Raw genomic sequence first — 14,179 nt, forward strand, 5'->3', positions numbered from 1 at the left:
GCGGCGGCCTATGGGCGGCGGGACAGCGTCTCCGTCGCCTTCTTGTTCCCAGGAACAAGAAGGGATGCTTAAGCTGCGGCAATGGACCTCTCGGGTGTGACCTCCGCGCTCCACGCGCGGCTGCCTGAACTGGGCGAGCGGATGGCGCAGCGCATCCGCGCCGACGTCGCCGCCTACCAGAACGAGTCACTGATCCCCTACGACTCCTTGCGCCGCTCGTGCACCGCCAACGCCGACCTCGTCCTGAGCCACTTCCACCGGGCGGACGCCCCGGATCCCAGCCCGGCCCGTGACACCGGCCGGCTCCGCGCCGAGCAGGGCATGCCGCTGGCCGACACCCTGCACGCCTACCGGATCGGCTTCGAACTGCTCTGGTCGGAGATCATCGAGGAGTCCCGCACCCATCCCGAGGTCTCCGACGCCCAGCTGGTGTCCCAGTCCGCGGAGATCTGGGCGCTGTTCGGCCGCTACGCGGAGGCCGTGGCGGCGGCCCACCGGGAGACCGCCGCCGAGTTGACCTTGCAGCGCGAGGCGCGGCGCTCGGCACTGGTGGAGGCGCTGTTCACCGGTGTCATCTCGGAGCGCACCACGCTGTGGGAGGCCGCCCGTGAACTGGGCCTGCCGGAACAAGGGCCGTACGCGGTCGTCGCGGCGGTGGCGGGCGCGCCCGGCCAGGAGCCCCTCGCGGGTATCGAAACGGCCCTGCGTCAGTCCCAACTCCCCTCTGCCTGGCGGCTGTTGCCCGACCAGCAGATCGGTGTGGTCGCCCTGGCCACGCCGACGGCCGAGCAGACCTGCCTGCGCACCCTGCGCCGCGCTCACGCCCGGGTGGGTGTCAGCCCCGGCTTCCCCTCCTTGCGGGACGCACCGCAGGCCCTGCGCTTCGCGCGGCTGGCCCTGGCCGGTCTGCCGGGCACCGGTCCCGGGGTCGCACGCTTCGACGACAACCCCCTCGCCATGCTCGTCGCCGCCGCTCCGGCCGAGGCGGCGCACCTGACGGAGGTGGTCCTCGCACCGCTGCTCGGCCTCCCCGCCGCCGAACGCGCCCGCCTTCTGGCCACCCTGGAACACTGGTTCGCCGCCGCCGGGTCGGCCGCTGACACCGCCCGGACCCTCTTCGTCCACCCCAACACGGTCCGCTACCGGCTCCGCCGGATCGAGGAACTGACCGGCCGCTCCCTCTCGGACCCCCGCACGGCCGCGGATTTCGGCGCCGCCCTGCTCGCCGTCCGCACCTCGTGACGAGCCGGCGATCGGGGCGCCGGACTCGACGGGCCTGCCGTGGATCTCTCAGGGGATGAAGCCCGCCGTGCGAAGCTCAGTCGTCGGCGCGCAGCGCGGTCCAGGTGCTGCGTGCCACGACACCGTCGGAGGAGAGGCCCCTGTCGGTCTGGAAGGCGCGCACCGCGCTCTCCGTGTCGGGGCCGAACTCACCGTTCACGCCGGCGCTTCCCACGGTGTACCCGCGCTTGGTGAGCATGCACTGCACCTGCAGCACCTTGGTGCCGCTGTCCCCTTGGCGGGTGCGCCCGTTGCCGTCGTAGTACGTGCAGTCGGTGTTCCAGGGCTGGGCGGCCGGTTCCGCCGACGGGCTGTCGGGGGCCGAGCTCGGGCCGGCGGAGGAGCCGGCGCCGGGAGTGGGCGCACTGCTGCCGGCGGCCGTGGAAGCGGATGCCCCGGGCTGCGAGGCGCCACTGTCACCGGCGTCGTCGACGTCGGCGCGTTCGCTGGACGCGCCCGCGGCGGAGGCTCTGTCTCCCACGGTGGGCGTGCCCGGCAGAGCGGCGTTGCTGGGCAGATCACCGGGCACGACTTCGGTCGCCGTGTCAACTCCCCTCGGTGGCAGGGCTGTTGCCGATCCATCCGGACGGGCGAGGACGAGGACGCCCGCGACGGCGGCGCACATGCCGGCGCCCGCCGCGACGGCCAGCACCCGTTTCCGACGCGTCCATGGCCGGGCTCCGCCAAGCCGTAAACGCCCTGACGCCGCCTCGGCGGACACGGCCTCGGCCGACCCGGGCGTGAGCCCGGGGACGTCCTCCGACGGCGCCGCGGCGATGCCGGGCGCGGCGGGCGGGCTCGTGCGGGAGGCGGCGATACCGGACGGAGCGGGGCGGCTCACCGGCCCGGGCGGGGGAGTCGGCGTGGCCGCGGCACGGCGGCCCGAGGGGAGCAGCCGAGCCGCCTGCTCGGCCGGGAGCCGGTGCAGCGTCTCGTACGCCCGCTGTCGGGCCAGCACCTCGCCCAGGAGCGGTTCGGGCCAGTCGGACTCCACGGCGCGCGCTCCGGCGATCTCGATCAGCTCCGGTGCGGTGGGGCGCCGGTCGGGCTCCTTGGCCAGACATCCGGACAGCAGCGCGGCGAGTTCCGGGTCGGCCGCCGAGAGCGCGGCGGTGACCTCCGGATTCGGCTCCTCGAACGCCACGCGGTGCATCACGTCGACCCCGGTGCCGTCACCGAACGGGGCCCGCCCGGTCGCCGCGTAGACCAGCGTCCCCGCCAGCGAGAACACGTCCGACGCGCTGTCGCAGTGGCCCGTCCTGAGGTACTCCGGCGACATGTAGGCCGGGGTGCCCACCCTGTTTCCCGTGCCGGTCAGCGCACTGGCGTCCGCGGCCTTGGAGATCCCGAAGTCGATCAGATGCGTCCCCTGGACCGAGAGCAGGACGTTGGACGGCTTCAGATCCCGGTGGACGACACCGACGTCCGACAGGGCGGCGAGCGCCCGCCCCAGTTCCGCCACCAGCCGCCACACGGTCACCGTCGGCAGGGCGCCGTCCCCCTGTACGACATCCGTCAGATCGAGCCCCGGGACGTAGTCGGTGGCCATCCACAGCAACTCGTCCTCGAACCCCGTACCGCACAGACGGGGCGCGTACGGCGGGCCGAGCCGGGCGTGCACCGCCGCCTCGCGCTCGAAACGGCGCTGGAAGCGGACGTCCTCGGCGTACTCGGGCCGGATCACCTTCACGGCGAAGAGCCCCGGGGAGTCGTCCGCGGCCCGGGCCAGATAGACCCGTCCCATTCCGCCGCTGCCGAGCAGTGCCAGCGGCACATAGGGTCCGACCCGGCCCGGGTCGCCGACCCGCAGGGGGGAGGCACCCGTCTGCCGAAGCGCGGCGGCTTCGTGGGCCGTGGATCTCGGTGGCGTCGGCCGCTGGTCAGTCACGAAACTCCCGAAGTGATGTTCGCCGTACGTCAGTTCGCACCAGGGGTGGGAGAACGAGGCTAGCCCAGTCGCAGCGTGTGCTCAGGCTTTCAATTACTTCCGTCGTCCGCATGATCAGCGAAGCGTTCGCCACCTGCCCTCCGGGCGCGTCGGAGCAGGGCCCCGCCGACGTTCAGGCGGAGGCGCGCGGGGCACCCGTGGCCTGGCGGGTCTTTCCCGATCCGCCACGTCCTGCTGGAGGTGGACGACATGGCTCATGGTGGAAACGTCATCGACGAGCTGGTGACCGATCATCGCGAGGTCGAGGAGCTCTTCGGGAAGATGGAGGCGCTGCCGTCCGGGCACAAGAACCGCAAGACGTACGCGGATCAGGTCACGATGGAGCTGGTCCGGCACTCGGTGGCCGAGGAGGCCTATCTCTACCCGGCGGTGCGCGAGCACATCCCCGGGGGTGACGCGCTGGCCGACAAGGAGCTGCGGGACCACGCCGAGGCGGAGCAGATCATGAAGGACCTGGAGGGCTGCTCGGCGGATGACGCGGACTTCGACCGGCTCGTCGGGAAGCTGATGCGGGAGATCCGCGAGCACGTGGCCGACGAGGAGCAGAACCTCTTCCCCCGGCTGCGTGCCGCGTGTCCGGCGGACGCCCTGGACAGCCTGGGGGACAAGGTGCGCATGGCGAAGAAGACGGCGCCGACCCGGCCGCACCCGACGGCGCCGGACAAGCCCCCGGCGAACAAGCTGCTGGCCCCGGGCGTCGGCATGGTCGACCGCCTGCGGGACGCGCTGTCCGGCCGAGGCAAGATGGACTGACGCCCGAGGCAGGCAGGACCGAAACCCACGGCCGGCACGGCTGCCCGAGGCGATCAACCGTGGCGAAGGTCGCCCCGAGCCAGCAGCACGGACGCCCGCCCCGCCTCTCAGGCGATCAGAGCCTGCTCCGGCCCGAGGAGGTCCAGGAGCCGCTCCTGGTGGAGGGCGGCCACGGGTGCGACCAGGTCGGGGTGGCGCAGCAGGGCCGCCGCGCGCCGGTCGTGGTCGTCGGGGGTGATCAGACGACGGAACTCCACCGGCGTACAGCTCGTGTGATCGCCCCCGGTGAGGCCGGCCACAGCGCGTGCGGCCAGCTCCGGATCGGCGAGCAGACTGGCCGCCCAGCTGGCCACGACCTCGTCGACCCAACTGCGCCACGGCGCCTCGTCACGGGAAGGGTCGCCCTCGGCGCCGCTCATCCAGTCCAGCCCGGCCGAGCCGCCGGGACCCGCCATCCCGACGAGTGCCGCGTCCGTCGCCGTCGGATAGCGCAGCCACGCCGCGACCGTGACGGCCTGGCGCGCCTGCGCCTCGCAGAGGGCGGCGGCGAGTGCGCCGCCGGACGCCGGATAGGCGCGCGTCAGCCACTGGGTCGTCGCGGCTATGAGGGGAGCGAGGTCAGCGAGCACTGGGGGACCGTCCGAGCTGTGTGCGGGGGACGCGGGGATCCGGGGGGTTCTCCCGAAACGGTAGCGGAGCCCTGCGCGATCTCTTGACGTGTACTTGGCATAGTGGCTTTCATGGGAGCGCTCCCACGTGCGCGTCCACCTCCCCCTGCCTTCTTGGCCTCACTCCTGGAGTCGCAGTGAGAACGACAAGAAGCACGACCGGCAGTCCGCCGCGAACAATCTGCTTAACCACCCTCCTGACCAGGCTGACAGTCCTCCTCGGGCTCATCGCCCTCGGCGCCCTCTCCCCGGCCGCCGCCCACGCCCGGCCCTCGGGTGACCTCGCCGCCACCGGCCTCCACATCAGCGGCGGCCGGCTGGTCGAAGCCAATGGGAACGACTTCGTGATGCGTGGCGTGAATCACGCCCACACCTGGTATCCCGGCGAGACCCAGTCGCTCGCCGACATCAAGTCGTTCGGCGCCAACACCGTCCGCGTCGTCCTGGCCGACGGTCACCGCTGGAGCGCGAACAGCGCCGCCGACGTGGCGAACGTCGTCGCCCAGTGCAAGGCCAACCGTCTCATCTGCGTCCTGGAGGTGCACGACACCACCGGATACGGCGAGGACAGCGCGGCCGGCACCCTCGACCAGGCCGCCGACTACTGGATCGGTCTGAAGGACGTGCTGGCCGGCCAGGAGAACTACGTCATCATCAACATCGGCAACGAGCCCTGGGGCAACACCGCCCCCGAAGGCTGGACCGACCCCACGATCGCCGCGATCAAGAAGCTGCGCGACGCCGGCTTCCAGCACACGCTCATGGTGGATGCGCCCAACTGGGGCCAGGACTGGCAGGGCGTGATGCGTGCCAACGCCCGGTCCGTGTACGCCGCCGACACCACCGGCAACCTGATCTTCTCGATCCACATGTACAGCGTCTTCGACACCGCCGCCGAGGTCACCGACTACCTCAATGCCTTCGTGGACGCCGAACTCCCCATCCTCATCGGTGAGTTCGGCGGCCCCGCCGACCAGTGGGGCGACCCGGACGAGGACACCATGATGGCCGCCGCCCAGCAGTTGAAGCTGGGCTATCTGGCCTGGTCCTGGAGCGGCAACACCGACCCGATCCTCGACCTGGCGATCGACTTCGACCCCACGCGCCTCAGCGCCTGGGGCCAGCGCGTCTTCAACGGCGCCAACGGCATCGCCCAGACCGCCGAGGAGGCCACGGTCTACGGCGGTGGCACCCCCGGCGACACCCAGGCCCCGACCGCCCCCGGCACCCCGACGGCCTCCGCGGTGACGGCCACCTCCGCGACCCTCGCCTGGCCCGCCGCGACCGACAACGTCGGCGTCGTCGGCTACGACGTCGTCCGCGTCGCCGGCGGCACCGAGACCGCCCTCGCCGCCTCCACCACCAACAGCGTCACCGTGACCGGGCTCAGCGCGAGCACCGCGTACACCTTCGCCGTCTACGCCCGGGACGCCGCCGGCAACCGCTCGGCCCGCTCGGGCACGGTCGCCGTCACCACGACCGGCGCCCCCAGCACCCCCTGCTCCGTCGGCTACCGCGTGGTGGGCGAGTGGCCCGGCGGCTTCCAGGCCGAGATCGCCCTCCGCAACCCCGGCACCGCCGCGATCACCGGCTGGAAGCTCGTCTTCACCTTCGCCGACGGCCAGACCGTGACCAACATGTGGGGCGGGACCCCCACCCAGAGCGGCGGCACGGTGAGCGTCGCCCCCGCCTCCTACACCTCCACCATCCCCGCCGGCGGCTCGGTCACCGTCGGCTTCCTCGGCAGCAAGGGCGCCACCAACACCGCACCGACCACCTTCACCCTCAACGGCACGACCTGCACCACCACTTGACGTGCCCTGCCCCCGGCCGGCGAAGTCCCGTCGGCCGGCCGGGGGCACCGCACGGGCACCACAAAACGGTTTGCGCGGGGTACACCCGGCGTCTTACGGTCACGGCACTCTTACGCACCACGCTCTCTCGAACCATCGCCGCAGAACGGGAGCAAGCCCGCGCACAGCGCGCGGAGCCAGGAGGGGCGGCCACCGTGTTTCCGCATGCCCTCCGGAGGAGTGCTCCATGAAGATCGGCCTCGGCCTGCCCATCGACGACCCCGCCCTGCTGCTGAACTGGGCACACCGCGCCGACGCGGGCCCGTTCAGCACGCTCGGCCTGCTCGACCGGCTCGTGTTCGACAACCCCGAGCCCCTGATCACCCTCGCGACCCTCGCCGGTGCCACCTCCCGCATCCGTCTCCAGACCGAGGTGCTCATCGCGCCCCTTCACAACACCGCCCTGCTCGCCAAACAGACCGCCACCCTCGACCGCATGTCCGGCGGCCGCTTCACCCTCGGCATCGGCGTCGGCGGCCGCGCCGACGACTGCCTCGCCGCCGGCATCGACATCCGCAGCCGGGGCCGCCGTCTCGACGAGCAGATGACCCGGCTGCGCCACACCTGGGCCGGCGCACCGTACGGCGACGGCGCGGGCCCCATCGGACCCGCGCCCGTCACCCCCGGCGGCCCGGAGGTGCTCTTCGGCGGGTTCGCCCCGGCCGCCGTCGAACGCGTGGGACGCTTCGGCGACGGCTTCCTCGGCGCCGCACTGCCCCCGAAACACCTGAGCGGCCTGTTCCGCGAGGTGGAGAGGGTATGGGAGAAGTACGACCGCTCCGGCAGGCCGCGCCTGGTCGCCCAGATCAGCGTCGCGCTCGGCCCGGGGGACACCGTGGACCGGGCCCGCCGCAACCTGCTCGACTACTACGAGTTCAGCGGCCGCGCCGGCTACATGGCCGAGGGCCTGCTCACCACTCCCGGGCGGATCCGATCGGCCGTCGCCGCCCTCTCCGGCATCGGCGCCGACGAGGTCGTCCTCTACTGCTGGTCCTCGGACCCCGACCAGGTGGACCGCGTGGCCGGCGCCGTGTTCTGACCGCCTGACAGAAGCCTCGCGAACCCGAAGCGGCCAGGGAATGTGTTTGATCCTTCAAGCCTCCGCCTGCGAGCGCGAACTGTGAGTTTGATGATTCACACAAAAGCTCCGTGAGTAGGGTGGGACCATGCCCCCGACGCCGCGCTGGCTCAACCCGGACGAACGACGGGCCTGGCTGGCCTACGTCGACTTCTCCACCCTGCTCGCCGACTACCTCAACCGGCAGCTGCGGCGCGAAGCGGGCATGACGCACGCCGACTACAGCCTGCTCGCCCACCTCTCACTGGAGCCCGACGGAGCCCTCGGCATGTCCGAGCTGGCCCGGAGACTGAAGATCACCCGCAGCCGGCTCACCCACGCGGTCGACCGGCTGCGGGAGGTCGGTCTCGTCGACCGCCGCGAGGACCCCGCCGACGGCCGCGGCCAGCGCGCCTTCCTCACCGACGCGGGCAAGGCCCTGCTCGTGGAGATCGCCCCCGGTCACGTCGAGGCCGTCCGCCGGGCGGTGTTCGACGTGCTCACCCCCGAGCAGGTACGCCAGTTCGCGGAGATCGGCGAGGCCATCAGCGACGCCCTGCACAGGGCCGAGAGCACCGAGGCCGACCCGGCGGTGCTGCCCTGGCGACGCCGCTGAGGTCACCCGGGCGGGTGTTCACGCAGATCGATCGGCGCGGCATCGAGAAGAACCGGCCCACGGCGCGTACCTGGGGGTACGGGGCTGCCCGCCCCCCTCCGCAACACGCCACCGATCAAAGGGACGTACCTCGTGAACGCAACCGCCGCCATCGGCGTCACCGGCCTCGGCGTGATGGGTCGCAACCTCGCGCGCAACTTCGCCCGCAACGGCTACACCGTCGCCGTCCACAACCGCTCCGCCGGCCGTACCCGCGCGCTCGTCGAGGAGTTCGGCCACGAGGGCGCCTTCGTCCCCGCCGAGTCGGCCGAGGACTTCGTGGCCGCGCTCGAACGTCCCCGCCGCCTGATGATCATGGTGCAGGCGGGCGCGGTCACCGACGCCGTCATCGACGAGTTCGCCCCGCTCCTGGAACCGGGCGACATGATCATCGATGGCGGCAACGCCCACTTCGCCGACACCCGCCGCCGCGAGGCCGCCCTGCGCGAGAAGGGCATCCACTTCGTCGGCACCGGCGTCTCGGGCGGCGAGGAGGGCGCCCTCAACGGCCCGTCGATCATGGTCGGCGGTTCGAGCGAGTCGTACGACGTCCTCGGTCCGATGTTCGACTCCATCAGTGCGAAGGTGGACGGCGACTCCTGTGCCGCCCACGTCGGCACCGACGGCGCCGGCCACTTCGTGAAGATGGTCCACAACGGCATCGAATACGCCGACATGCAGCTCATCGCCGAGGCGTACGACCTGCTGCGCCAGGTCGCCGGCTACACCCCCGCCGAGATCGCCGACATCTTCCGCACCTGGAACGAGGGCCGCCTCGGCTCCTATCTGATCGAGATCACCGCAGAGGTCCTCGCCCACACCGACGCCACCACGGGCCTGGCGTTCGTCGACATCGTCACCGACGCCGCCGGTCAGAAGGGCACCGGCCGCTGGACCGTGCAGACCGCCCTGGACCTGGGCTCCCCGGTCACCGCCATCGCCCAGGCCACCTTCGCCCGCGCCGCCTCCGGCCAGAGCGAACTGCGCGCCGCCTACGCCGGACTGCCCGGCGGCACCACACCCCCGCTCAGCCGCACCGAGGCCGCCCGCTTCACCTCCCAGGTCGAACACGCCCTCTACGCCTCGAAGGTCATCGCCTACGACCAGGGCTGGAAGATGATCCAGGACGCGGCCGCCGAGTTCGGCTGGAAGATCGACCTCGGCGCGGTCGCCAGGATCTGGCGCGGCGGCTGCATCATCCGCGCCTCGTTCCTCGACCGCATCCGCGCCGCGTACGCCGCCGACCCGGAACTGGTCAGCCTCCTCGGCGAGATGGAGTTCGCCATGGAGATCACCGACGCGCAGGTGCCGTGGCGGGAAACGGTCGCCTCCGCCGCCCGCCGGGGCATCCCCGTCCCCGCCTTCTCCGCCGCCCTGTCGCACTACGACACCCTGCGCGCCGGCCGGCTGCCCGCCGCCCTCCTGCAGGGGCAGCGCGACTACTTCGGCGCCCACACCTACGGCCGCACCGACCGCCCCGGCGCCTATCACACCCACTGGGCCGTCCCGGGCCGCCCGGAGACCTCGGCCTGACCGTTCGCTCCGACGCGACGGTCGCGAGGCCGCCGGGCTCCTCGCCGGTCCGTACGGCCACCTGCCGTACGGACCGGGACGTCCCCTCTCCCGCCCGCCCGTCGGCTAGACGCTCGTGGCCGGGTACGTCGGGTACTCCACCCCCGAGACGTGCTGGACGACGCGGACGACCTGGCAGGAGTACCCGAACTCGTTGTCGTACCAGAGGTAGAGGATGGCGTTGTCGCCGTCGACCTTGGTGGCGCCGGCGTCGATGATCGAGGCGTGGCGCGAGCCGATGAAGTCCATCGAGACCGCGTCGGGGGCCGTGGTGAAGTCGATCTGACGCTTGAGCGGCGAGGTCAGCGAGACCTCGCGGAGATGGTCGAGGACCTCCTCGCGGGAGGTCTCGCGGCCGAGCCGCAGGCTGAGGATCGCGATCGAGACGTCCGGCACCGGCACCCGGATCGAGCTGCCGGTGATCGGCGCCTTGAGGTCGGGCAGCGCCTTGGCGACGGCGGACGCGGCACCGGTCTCGGTGATCACCATGTTCAGCGGCGCTGAGCGGCCACGACGGTCGGCCTTGTGGTAGTTGTCCAGCAGGTTCTGGTCGTTGGTGAACGAGTGGACGGTCTCCACGTGGCCGCGCAGCACGCCGTACTCGTCGTTCATCGCCTTCAGCGGCGGGACGATCGCGTTGGTGGTGCAGGAGGCGCAGGACAGGATCTGCTCGTCCGGCTTGATGGTGTCGTGGTTGACGCCGTGGACGATGTTGGGGACGTCGCCCTTGCCCGGAGCGGTGAGGACGACCTTGTCGATACCGGGCCGCAGGTGCTTCGACAGGCCCTCGCGGTCGCGCCACTTGCCGGTGTTGTCGATCAGGATGGCGTTGTCGATGCCGTAGGCCGTGTAGTCGACCTCGGTGGGGTCGTCGGCGTAGATCACCGTGATCTCGTTGCCGTTGGCGATGATCCTGTTGTTGGCCTCGTCGACCGTGATCGTGCCCTGGAACTGCCCGTGCACGGAGTCGCGGCGCAGCAGCGAAGCCCGCTTGACCAGGTCCTGGTCGCCACCCCCGCGCACGACGACGGCGCGCAGCCGCAGGCCGTTGCCCGATCCGGACTTCTCGATCAGCAGACGGGCCACGAGCCGGCCGATGCGGCCGAAGCCGTACAGGACGACATCGCGCGGCTCCCGGCGGTCGATCTTGTTCGCACCCGTCGCGCCGGCGACGGCCTCGGCGGTGAAGTCCCGCACCGACAGGCCGCGGTCGTCGGCCCGGTAGGTGGCGGCGAGCATGCCGATGTCGATCTGGGAGGGGCCGAGGTCGAGGGTGGTGAGGGCCTCGAGGAACGGCAGCGTCTCGGTGACCGAGAGCTCCTCGCCGGCGATCTGCCGGGCGAACCGGTGGGTCTTGAGGATGCTGACCACCGACTTGTTCACCAGGGAGCGGCTGTGCAGCAGGACCGTCACGTCCCGCTCACGGTGCAGCTTCCCGATCATCGGGATCATCGACTCCGCGATCTCCTCGCGGTTCTTCCAGTTGGTGAACGAGTCGTCGTTGAGAGTCACAGCGCCTATCTTTCGAGCTAGGTGGCGCTCAGATGCTAACCCGACGGCCATCTGATCATTGAAGCGGGGGCCTGCTCAGGTGTGCAGGACGGCCGGGGGGCGGACACCACGGCAGGGGAGTGGAAGGTGTCCGCCCCGACCGCCCGTCGGGGCGGGGATATGGGTGGTGCGGGGCGGTTCAGGCCTCGTCGGACGGTCGAGGCCGGCGCGGGATCCCCAGGGCGCACAGCGCACCCGCGAACACCACCGCGACGCCCGCCCACACCGCGGGGTGCAGACCGTCGACGAACTGCTGCGGTCCCCGTGTGCTGCCGTGCGCCACGAACACCGTGCTGAGTACGGCGATCCCGAGTGCGCCGCCGATCTCGCGGACGGTGGTGTTGGCGCCGGACGCCTTGCCCGCGTGCTCCTTGGCGACCGAGCCGAGCACGACCGCCGCCGTCGGTGCGAACACGAAGCCCATGCCGATACCGGCCACGATCATCGGGCCGACCAACGACGCGTACTCCGTGTCGACGTCGGCGACCAGATTGATCCAGCCCAGGCCGACGCCCTGGAGGAAGAGGCCGAGGGCCATCAGCCGGCCGCCGCCCACCTTGTCGGTGAGCAGTCCCGCGACGGGGGCGACGAACATCGGCATCAGCGTCCATGCGAGGGTGCGCACACCGGCCTCCAGCGGGGTGCGCGGCGGCACGATCTGGAGGTACTGGGCCAGCAGGAACAACGAGCCGAAGACGCCGAAGTACATGGTCGCGGACACGATGTTGGTGAGGGTGAAGGCCCTTACCCTGTAGAACGACAGCGGCAGCATCGGCTCGGGCACTCGCGACTCCCAGGCCACGAACCCGGCCAGCAGCACCAGGCCCGCCGCGAACGCGCCCAGCACCTTGCCCGAGGCCCAGCCGTCCGGCTCGCCGTGCACGATCGCCCACACCACCGCGCACAGCCCGGCCGCCGCCAGCACCATGCCGACCAGGTCTAGCCGCACGCCGGGCAGCGCGCTCTCCCGCAGCGCGAACAGCACCAGCGGGACCGCGATCGCACACACCGGCACGTTGATCCAGAAGATCCACCGCCAGTCCAGACCGTCCACGACCGCACCGCCGACGACCGGGCCCATCGCCACGGCCAGACCGCTCACCCCGGACCACACCCCGAGCGCCATGCCGCGCAGCCGCTCGGGCACTGCCTGCGACAGCAGCGTCAGCGACAGCGGCATCACGGCGGCCGCGCCGAAGCCCTGGATCGTACGGAAGGTGATCAGCTGGGAGCTGGTGTCGGACAGGCCGCAGCCGATGGAGGCCAGCGTGAACACGACGATGCCGATGACGAAGACGAGCCGTCGTCCGAAACGGTCGCCGAGCGCGGCACCGGTCATGAGCAGGCAGGCGAAGCTCAGCACATAGGCGTTGACGAACCACTGCAGTTCCTGCGTGTCCGCCTTCAGATCGACGGCCAGGGTGTGCAGGGCCGTGGAGACGACGAGGTTGTCGAGCGCGACCATGAACATGGGCACGCTCGCTGCGACGATCGCGAGCCAGAGGGGTGTACGGCGGCCCTCGGGCGAGGGAGCTGGAACAGTCGGCCGGTCAAGGGCCGGGCTCTCTTCGGACAGCGTCATGGTGGGGATCTCTCCTGGGTGAGGGGTTTCAGAAGCCGGTGCGGGCCTGCTCGGCGAGGCGGCGCCGGGCGTCCGTCCAGTCGATGGGCAGGTCGGCAGCCGGGACCTGCCAGAACGTGAAGACCGAGTCCTTCATCGTGGGCCGCAGCCCGTGCATGACCGACCGGTGCGGCTCGGTCCGTGCGTACCTGTAGAGCGCGTCCTTGTCCTCCCAGGCCGACAGGGTCCAGAAGGTGCGCTTCAGGGGTTCCGCGATCAGGGAGGCGCCGTACGCGCCGGGCGCCCCGGAGACCTGCTTCCACGCGGCCAGCGACTTCAGGAAGAAGCGCGGTACGTCCTTGAGCGAGCGGACCTCGAACCGGGACGCCATGACGAACGCCTCGGCGTCGGGTGCGGGGGTACTGACAGTCGTCCAGGGCAGGGTGGGCATGGCTGAGGCCTTCTCTTCGGCGGCGCGGGGGCATATTGGATACCTCTACTATCTATGTTAGACAGTAGAGGTATCCAATTTTCAAGGGCTGGGTCCGACCGGAAACCGAAACCGCAAGAACCGGAGCCGAACCGAATGCGCATCTCCGAACTGAGCCGCCGCAGCGGCGTCTCCGTGACGACGATCAAGTACTACCTCCGCGAGGGCCTGCTCCCGCCAGGCCGCCAGACGTCCGCCACTCAGGCCGAATACGACGACCAGCATCTGCGCCGGCTCCGCCTCATCCGCGTCCTGACCGGCGTACGCGGCCTGTCGGTCAGCACCACCCGTCAGGTGCTGGACGCCCTGGCGGGGCCCGAGCACACCGGCGACACCCATCGCCTGCTGGGTCTCGCCCTGGGTTCCGTCCGGGTCGGTGAGGGGCCCGCGCCGGACGCCCCGGAGGCGGCCGAAGTCGAGGCCCTCGTCAGGGAGCTGGGCTGGAACGTGCACGAGTCGGCACCCGCCCGCGCCACCCTCGCCGAGACCCTGAACTCCCTGCACGCCCTCGGTGTCCCGCTCGACTGGCGGACCCTGCTGCCGTACGCCCACCTCGCCGAGCGCACCGCGGTCCTCGACCTCGACCAGATCGAGGGGATCGAGAACTCGTTGGAGGCCGCCGAGCGCGCCCTGTTGCTGACCGTCCTCCTGGAGCCCGCCCTGATGGCGCTCAGGCGCATGGCCCAGGAGAACGAGTCGTCCCGCCGCCACGCGCCCTAGGGACGTCCTGGCCATGGCGCCCGACTCGCACCGCTTCATGTCCGCGCCGTGGATCGGCCGATCCCGCAGG

Annotated in this window: 12 protein-coding genes; 7 read left to right on the top strand and 5 right to left on the bottom strand. The window is 71.4% G+C overall.

Annotated features, from left to right (window positions below; all coding sequences use genetic code 11):
* Positions 1-81 precede the first annotated feature (81 nt).
* Positions 82-1,242: a PucR family transcriptional regulator gene (locus ACIBVL_RS21345; RefSeq protein ID WP_399098790.1), complete on the top strand. Its 1,161-nt coding sequence runs from the start codon at positions 82-84 to the stop codon at positions 1,240-1,242.
* Positions 1,243-1,318: 76 nt separating this feature from the next.
* Here ACIBVL_RS21345 and ACIBVL_RS21350 read toward each other — a convergent pair whose 3' ends face one another.
* Positions 1,319-3,169, bottom strand: coding sequence for a protein kinase (locus ACIBVL_RS21350; RefSeq protein ID WP_399098791.1), 1,851 nt, complete (start codon positions 3,167-3,169; stop codon positions 1,319-1,321).
* A gap of 249 nt (positions 3,170-3,418) precedes the next feature.
* Between ACIBVL_RS21350 and ACIBVL_RS21355 the strand changes: the two genes are divergently transcribed.
* Positions 3,419-3,982, top strand: coding sequence for a hemerythrin domain-containing protein (locus ACIBVL_RS21355; protein WP_399098793.1), 564 nt, complete (start codon positions 3,419-3,421; stop codon positions 3,980-3,982).
* Between the two features lie 107 nt (positions 3,983-4,089).
* Here the strand turns inward: ACIBVL_RS21355 and ACIBVL_RS21360 are convergent, their stop codons facing one another.
* On the bottom strand, positions 4,090-4,611 hold the full coding sequence (locus tag ACIBVL_RS21360) for a hypothetical protein (protein ID WP_399098794.1): 522 nt from the start codon (positions 4,609-4,611) through the stop codon (positions 4,090-4,092).
* A gap of 176 nt (positions 4,612-4,787) precedes the next feature.
* On the opposite strand from ACIBVL_RS21360, the gene ACIBVL_RS21365 reads away from it, so the two are divergent.
* From ACIBVL_RS21365 to gndA, 4 genes are all read left to right on the top strand, one after another.
* Positions 4,788-6,464, top strand: coding sequence for a cellulase family glycosylhydrolase (locus tag ACIBVL_RS21365; RefSeq protein ID WP_399098795.1), 1,677 nt, complete (start codon positions 4,788-4,790; stop codon positions 6,462-6,464).
* A 226-nt stretch (positions 6,465-6,690) separates the two neighbouring features.
* Positions 6,691-7,542, top strand: coding sequence for an LLM class flavin-dependent oxidoreductase (locus ACIBVL_RS21370; protein ID WP_399098796.1), 852 nt, complete (start codon positions 6,691-6,693; stop codon positions 7,540-7,542).
* A gap of 127 nt (positions 7,543-7,669) precedes the next feature.
* Positions 7,670-8,176, top strand: a complete 507-nt coding sequence (locus tag ACIBVL_RS21375) for a MarR family winged helix-turn-helix transcriptional regulator (protein ID WP_399098797.1) — start codon at positions 7,670-7,672, stop codon at positions 8,174-8,176.
* Positions 8,177-8,308: 132 nt separating this feature from the next.
* Positions 8,309-9,748 (top strand): NADP-dependent phosphogluconate dehydrogenase, encoded by a 1,440-nt coding sequence (gene gndA, locus ACIBVL_RS21380; RefSeq protein WP_399098798.1) that lies wholly within the window; start codon positions 8,309-8,311, stop codon positions 9,746-9,748.
* 105 nt (positions 9,749-9,853) lie between these two features.
* Here the strand turns inward: gndA and ACIBVL_RS21385 are convergent, their stop codons facing one another.
* The 3 genes from ACIBVL_RS21385 to ACIBVL_RS21395 form a co-directional block, all read right to left on the bottom strand.
* Entirely contained in the window at positions 9,854-11,299 is a 1,446-nt protein-coding gene (locus tag ACIBVL_RS21385) for a glyceraldehyde-3-phosphate dehydrogenase (protein WP_399098799.1), read from the bottom strand.
* A gap of 178 nt (positions 11,300-11,477) precedes the next feature.
* Positions 11,478-12,920 carry an MFS transporter gene (locus ACIBVL_RS21390; RefSeq protein WP_399098800.1) on the bottom strand — a complete coding sequence of 481 codons (1,443 nt, stop codon included), beginning with the start codon at positions 12,918-12,920 and terminating at the stop codon, positions 11,478-11,480.
* A 28-nt stretch (positions 12,921-12,948) separates the two neighbouring features.
* On the bottom strand, positions 12,949-13,350 hold the full coding sequence (locus ACIBVL_RS21395; protein ID WP_399098801.1) for a DUF3291 domain-containing protein: 402 nt from the start codon (positions 13,348-13,350) through the stop codon (positions 12,949-12,951).
* Positions 13,351-13,485: 135 nt separating this feature from the next.
* Between ACIBVL_RS21395 and ACIBVL_RS21400 the strand changes: the two genes are divergently transcribed.
* A complete protein-coding gene (locus tag ACIBVL_RS21400; protein WP_399098803.1) occupies positions 13,486-14,109 on the top strand; it encodes a MerR family transcriptional regulator in 624 nt (207 codons plus the stop codon).
* The last annotated feature ends 70 nt before the right edge of the window (positions 14,110-14,179 follow it).

Source organism: Streptomyces sp. NPDC049687, assembly GCF_044465285.1.
GTDB lineage: Bacteria > Actinomycetota > Actinomycetes > Streptomycetales > Streptomycetaceae > Streptomyces.